The sequence below is a fragment of the Pedobacter sp. genome (assembly GCF_035566355.1).
GTDB lineage: Bacteria > Bacteroidota > Bacteroidia > Sphingobacteriales > Sphingobacteriaceae > Pedobacter.
The window spans coordinates 1-4,779 of sequence record NZ_DATMRL010000239.1; the positions used below are offsets into that span (position 1 = coordinate 1).

A 4,779-nucleotide genomic window follows, 5' to 3' on the forward strand; every position below is an offset into this window, starting at 1 on the left:
CTATAGAAGATTATAAGAACCTGGATCCTTTTACAGAAGGACTGGGGATAGATGTAGGCTGGGCGCTGGTTGCTGCAATTGACGTGCAACATATAGGAATAGAAGGCGAAGGAATTATTGATGGTCAGGGCACAGCACTTAAAGCGCGTCATATTTTAAAAGATACCCGCCCCGAAGGACAACGATGGGGAAGAAGGCCATTCTTGCTGAGGGTTGTACGCTGTACAGATGTCCGGCTCAAAGACGTAACCCTGCAATATGCAGGTGCCTGGACCTCTCATTATTTTCAAAGCAGAAACATCAGCATCAATAAGGTAAAGATTGTAAGTTACGGGGTAGCCCATAACGATGGGATTGATATAGACGGTTGCCAGAATGTTAAAATTCAGAACTGTGATATAGAAAGCGGGGATGATGCGCTATGCTTCAAAACAACCTCCAGTAAAATGGCCTGCAGCAATATACAGGTTTCAGGTATGCGACTGAAGAGTAATCAGGCCGCCATTAAAATGGGAACAGAATCTATGGCAGCCTTTGAAAATATCAGAATTTCAGATTGTTATATTTATAATACCAGTAATGGTGGAATTAAATTACTTACAGTAGACGGTGCACATCTGCGCAACGTAGAAATTTTTAATATAACCATGGTAGAGGTGAAAACACCAATATTAATTCGATTAGGCTCCAGGTTGAGTGTATTCAGAAAAAAAACAGACATACAGCAACAAACAGGTACTTTGGAAAATGTAACCATTAGAAATGTAAAAGCAAAAGCTTCAGCCATAGCACAACTCACACCAGCTTCTGGTATACTGATTACAGGCATTCCGGGGCATCCAGTAAAAAATTTAACCCTGGAAAATATTGATATTGCCCTTGCAGGGGGTGGTACGGCAGAACATGCGCTATGGAAGGTTCCTGAAGCGGTCGACCAGTATCCCGAAGTCAAAACCTTTGGGCCAACAATTCCAGCCTATGGGATTTGGGCCAGGCATGTAGAAGGTTTAAAATTGATGAATATCTCTTTTAAGCTGGACAGTAATGAATTAAGGCCGGCCTTTGTCTGCGAAGATGGCAAAGATATTTTACTGAAAGACTGGAATATTCCATCTACAAGTGGTGCAGCAGCCATAATCAGGCTGGAAGAAGTAAACAGGGCGGTTATTTCGAGAGTAAATGCCCGTGGAATTGCTTCGAGCTTTGTACAGTCCGACCGTAAAAGCAAAAATATTGAGTTGGTAAAAAGCAGCTTGGCTATTCCCCAAAAGCAGTAATCACTAAATTCCTTGGGCCTCCGTAATCCCGGTGCTCACATAAATAAATACCCTGCCAGATGCCTAATGCCAGCTTTCCATGACGGATGGGAATGGTTAAGGAGTTTCCAAGCAGCGCTGCCTTAAGATGTGCCGGCATATCATCAGGTCCCTCGTCATCATGAAGATAATCCGGATCATTCTCCGGGACAGTCTTGTTAAAAAACATCTCAAAATCTTTTCTAACCGTTGGGTCGGCATTTTCATTGATCGTTAAAGAGGCAGAGGTATGCTGTATAAATATCTGGCAGGAACCCTTATCAATTTCACTGATCTCTGGTAAACCATTAGTTACTTCTTCTGTAATCAAATGAAAGCCTCTTTTTCTCTCTTTCAGTCTTAAACTCTGCTGGTAGATCCTCATGTTTTTTGCCCTGTTCCCTGAGAACAGCCTCTATAAATTAAAATATTATTCTTTGATTTCAAGTATGGTTTTGGCCAGGCCAATCATTTTTTCACTTCCCGTATATTTACCATGTTCATCTGAAAGTTTCACCACATCTGTCCACTCCCCATCTTGCGGTTGTGCCTGTGTCATTTTGATCACGATATTCATTGCCTGAGGTCCCACGTCATTGGTAAAGTTTGTTCCTATGCCAAAAGAAAGGCCGATTTTTCCCTGGCAATAACGCGCAATGCGAGCCGCCTTATCATAATTTAACCCGTCAGAGAAAATAATGACTTTTGTTTTAGGATCAATACCGAGCTTATTGTAATGCCCGATGACCTGGTCTGCAAACTGAAGCGGGTCTCCACTGTCATGTCTTACGCCATCAAAAAGCTTTGAAAACATCTTGTCGAACTGTTTAAAAAAGACCTCTGTAGTATAGGTGTCTGAAAGGGCAATACCCAAATCGCCTCTGTACACACGGACCCAATTTTCGAGCCCGGTGGCATTGGCCATTTTAAAGCCGTAACGGGCCGCATGAAACATGAACCATTCATGGGCATGTGTTCCAATAGGTTTAGTTTGATATAACATGGCCATATGGACATTGCTGGTTCCAATAAAGGAGCCTTCTCCATGTTCTTTTAAAGCCTGTAACACCAGGCGATGTACCTGGTAGGAGTAGCGCCTGCGGGTGCCGAATTCCGCAAATGTAACCCCTAGTGCCTTATATTTTTCAATTTTCTTTCTGGTCACCTCCATGACTTCTTCGTTGCTGATGCGGACAGCGCCGGTCATGGTGTAGTAAAGTTCACATATTAACGACATGATCGGTACTTCCCATAAGATGGATCTGTACCAAAGGCCTTCAATATGTACCTCCAGCTGCTCCCCATGCTGCTCAATATGCACTTCTTCAGGATTGTAACGGTATCCTTCTAAAAAATCCAGGTAAACAGGATCAAGATAGGGGCAGGTTACCTGTAGAAAGTGCTTTTCCTCTTTACTTAGCTTCAGTTGGGCCATGGCGTCAACAGCTGCTCTCAGGGCCTGGGAGAAGCCTTCGGGGAACATATGCTTTCCTCTGTTGATGAACTGATAGCGGGCTTTAGCACCAGGAAAGAGACGAATAACGCCCTGCTGCATGGTGAATTTGTAAAAGTCGTTGTCTAAAATAGACGTGAAAGCGGGAGATGGAGGTATATGCATAGATAAATCTATTTCAAATTCTGTTCCAGAATAGATTTGAGCAGGAAACCAGACTCCTGTTCCGGGCTGATCAGGTCCTGTAAAGAAACCTTATCCAGCAACTGGTCAACTGTAAGTTGTATCATTTGCCAAAGGGACCGTACAGAACAATCTATAGAATTGGTACAGAGTTTAACTGCACCCGGATATTCTTCACAAAAACTTTTGTCAAATAAAGAGCCTCCCAGTGCTTTTAAGGCCTGATTGATATTGATCTGCTCGGGATTGCGGGCCAGTATATAACCACCCTTATAACCCGGCGTACTGTTAATGTAACCCGATAAACGCAAAATGCGTGTCAATTTGCCTACATAGGCTGAAGACAAGCCTTCTGCTTCGCTGATGGCAGGAATACTTAGTCCCTCCTCTCTGTCCGATCTGGCAATACGGAGCAATATCCGCAGTCCATATTCTTCCTGGGCTGTAATCTTCATGGTAATTTATTTATGTGCTATAACATTCCTAATTCGAGCTGTGCAGCTTCAGACATCATATCCCTGGTCCATGGCGGATCCCAGGTCACCACTACAGAGACCTCATTAACCCCTTCAATCTGTTTAATCTTTTGTTCCACTTCCAGTGGAATAGACTGCGCCGCGGGGCATCCCGGAGCAGTCAGTGTCATCACAATCTGCACATTGTTTAATGGCGGAAGGATATCGGTTTCGTAGATGAGTCCCAGTTCATAAATGCTCACGGGTATTTCCGGGTCATATATGGTCTGCAGACAGTCAATTACTTTTTGTTTTAACTCTTCTTTATCCATGATCTATTGCTTTTGTTCTATTCCCTGGATCGTTTTATAAGCAATCGCATAATTTTTCATTTGTTTTATCATAGCAAGTAAGCCATTAGAACGGGTTTGTGCCAGATGGGTAAACATTCCTATTTCCCTGATAAAATCTAGTTTAGCGGCAATAATTTCATCGGGCTGATGTCCGGAAAGAACGGTGATCAGCATACTGACCAGGCCTTTAACAATCACCGCATCACTGTCGGCTTTAAAGAAGACCTTCCCATCCCGAAAGCTGGCCACCAGCCAAACTGTAGATTGGCAGCCCTTAATCTTATTTTCTTCTGTTTTATATTGTTCTTCCAGAAGCGGCAGTTTTTTTCCCAGGTCAATAATATATTCATATTTATCTTCCCAGGAATCAAATAAAGAGAAATCATCTATAATCTCCTGCTCCGTTTCTATGATGGATTTTTTACTCATTACAATAACATTTTTATGGCCTTTTGCAGACCATTGATCAGTATATCTATTTCATCTCTGGTGTTGTATAGAGCAAAAGAGGCTCTTACCGTACCTGGAATTCCAAAACGTTTCATCAAGGGTTGAGTGCAATGATGACCGGTTCGCACAGCAATGCCCATATTATCCAGAATGATGCCAATGTCCTGGGGGTGGATGCCTTTGATAACAAAAGAGACTAAACTTACTTTTTCCCTGGCTTCACCAATGATCCGAAGTCCCGGAATTTGTTGTAGTTGTGCAGTAGCATAATCCAATAAATTGTTTTCATGTTCCCTGATAGATGCTTTACCAATTTCTTTTACAAAATCCAAAGCTGTTTTGAAGGCAATGGTATCTGCAATGTTTGGTGTGCCGGCTTCATATTTATAAGGAAGATCATTATAGGTTGTTTTTTCAAAGGTCACTTCTTTGATCATTTCTCCGCCACCCTGAAAAACGGGCATACTGTCCAGCAATTCCTTTTTACCATAAAGCACACCTATACCTGTCGGGCCATATACCTTATGCGCCGAAAATGCGAAGAAATCACAATCCAGATCCTGCACATCTATATCCAGATGTACCGCCGA

Annotated in this window: 7 protein-coding genes; 1 reads left to right on the forward strand and 6 read right to left on the reverse strand. The window is 42.6% G+C overall.

All coding sequences use genetic code 11. The features are described from left to right. Positions 1-1,277: glycoside hydrolase family 28 protein (locus VNZ46_RS09215; RefSeq protein ID WP_325559836.1), on the forward strand; the 1,277-nt coding region annotated here is incomplete at its 5' end. On the opposite strand, the gene VNZ46_RS09220 is transcribed toward VNZ46_RS09215, so the two are convergent. From VNZ46_RS09220 to VNZ46_RS09245, 6 genes are all read right to left on the reverse strand, one after another. Beyond that, on the reverse strand, positions 1,258-1,680 hold the full coding sequence (locus VNZ46_RS09220; protein WP_133780439.1) for a secondary thiamine-phosphate synthase enzyme YjbQ: 423 nt from the start codon (positions 1,678-1,680) through the stop codon (positions 1,258-1,260). The two genes, VNZ46_RS09215 and VNZ46_RS09220, sit on opposite strands and share 20 nt — an antisense overlap. A gap of 45 nt (positions 1,681-1,725) precedes the next feature. Continuing rightward, positions 1,726-2,913 (reverse strand): nicotinate phosphoribosyltransferase, encoded by a 1,188-nt coding sequence (gene pncB / locus VNZ46_RS09225; protein WP_325559837.1) that lies wholly within the window; start codon positions 2,911-2,913, stop codon positions 1,726-1,728. 8 nt (positions 2,914-2,921) lie between these two features. After that, entirely contained in the window at positions 2,922-3,386 is a 465-nt protein-coding gene (locus VNZ46_RS09230) for an Rrf2 family transcriptional regulator (RefSeq protein ID WP_325559839.1), read from the reverse strand. Between the two features lie 17 nt (positions 3,387-3,403). Then, positions 3,404-3,718 (reverse strand): iron-sulfur cluster assembly protein, encoded by a 315-nt coding sequence (locus VNZ46_RS09235; RefSeq protein ID WP_133780436.1) that lies wholly within the window; start codon positions 3,716-3,718, stop codon positions 3,404-3,406. 3 nt (positions 3,719-3,721) lie between these two features. After that, positions 3,722-4,168, reverse strand: a complete 447-nt coding sequence (locus tag VNZ46_RS09240; RefSeq protein WP_325559841.1) for a SufE family protein — start codon at positions 4,166-4,168, stop codon at positions 3,722-3,724. Beyond that, positions 4,168-4,779, reverse strand: a 612-nt coding sequence (locus tag VNZ46_RS09245) for an aminotransferase class V-fold PLP-dependent enzyme (RefSeq protein WP_325559843.1), incomplete at its 5' end; no start/stop codon positions are given. The genes VNZ46_RS09240 and VNZ46_RS09245, both read right to left, overlap by 1 nt.

Excerpts from the sequence above, each read along its gene's own strand:
- VNZ46_RS09220 (WP_133780439.1), bottom strand. The coding sequence starts at position 1,680 with ATGAGGATCTACCAGCAGAGTTTAAGACTGAAAGAGAGAAAAAGAGGC.
- pncB (WP_325559837.1), bottom strand. The coding sequence starts at position 2,913 with ATGCATATACCTCCATCTCCCGCTTTCACGTCTATTTTAGACAACGAC.
- VNZ46_RS09230 (WP_325559839.1), bottom strand. The coding sequence starts at position 3,386 with ATGAAGATTACAGCCCAGGAAGAATATGGACTGCGGATATTGCTCCGT.
- VNZ46_RS09235 (WP_133780436.1), bottom strand. The coding sequence starts at position 3,718 with ATGGATAAAGAAGAGTTAAAACAAAAAGTAATTGACTGTCTGCAGACC.
- VNZ46_RS09240 (WP_325559841.1), bottom strand. The coding sequence starts at position 4,168 with ATGAGTAAAAAATCCATCATAGAAACGGAGCAGGAGATTATAGATGAT.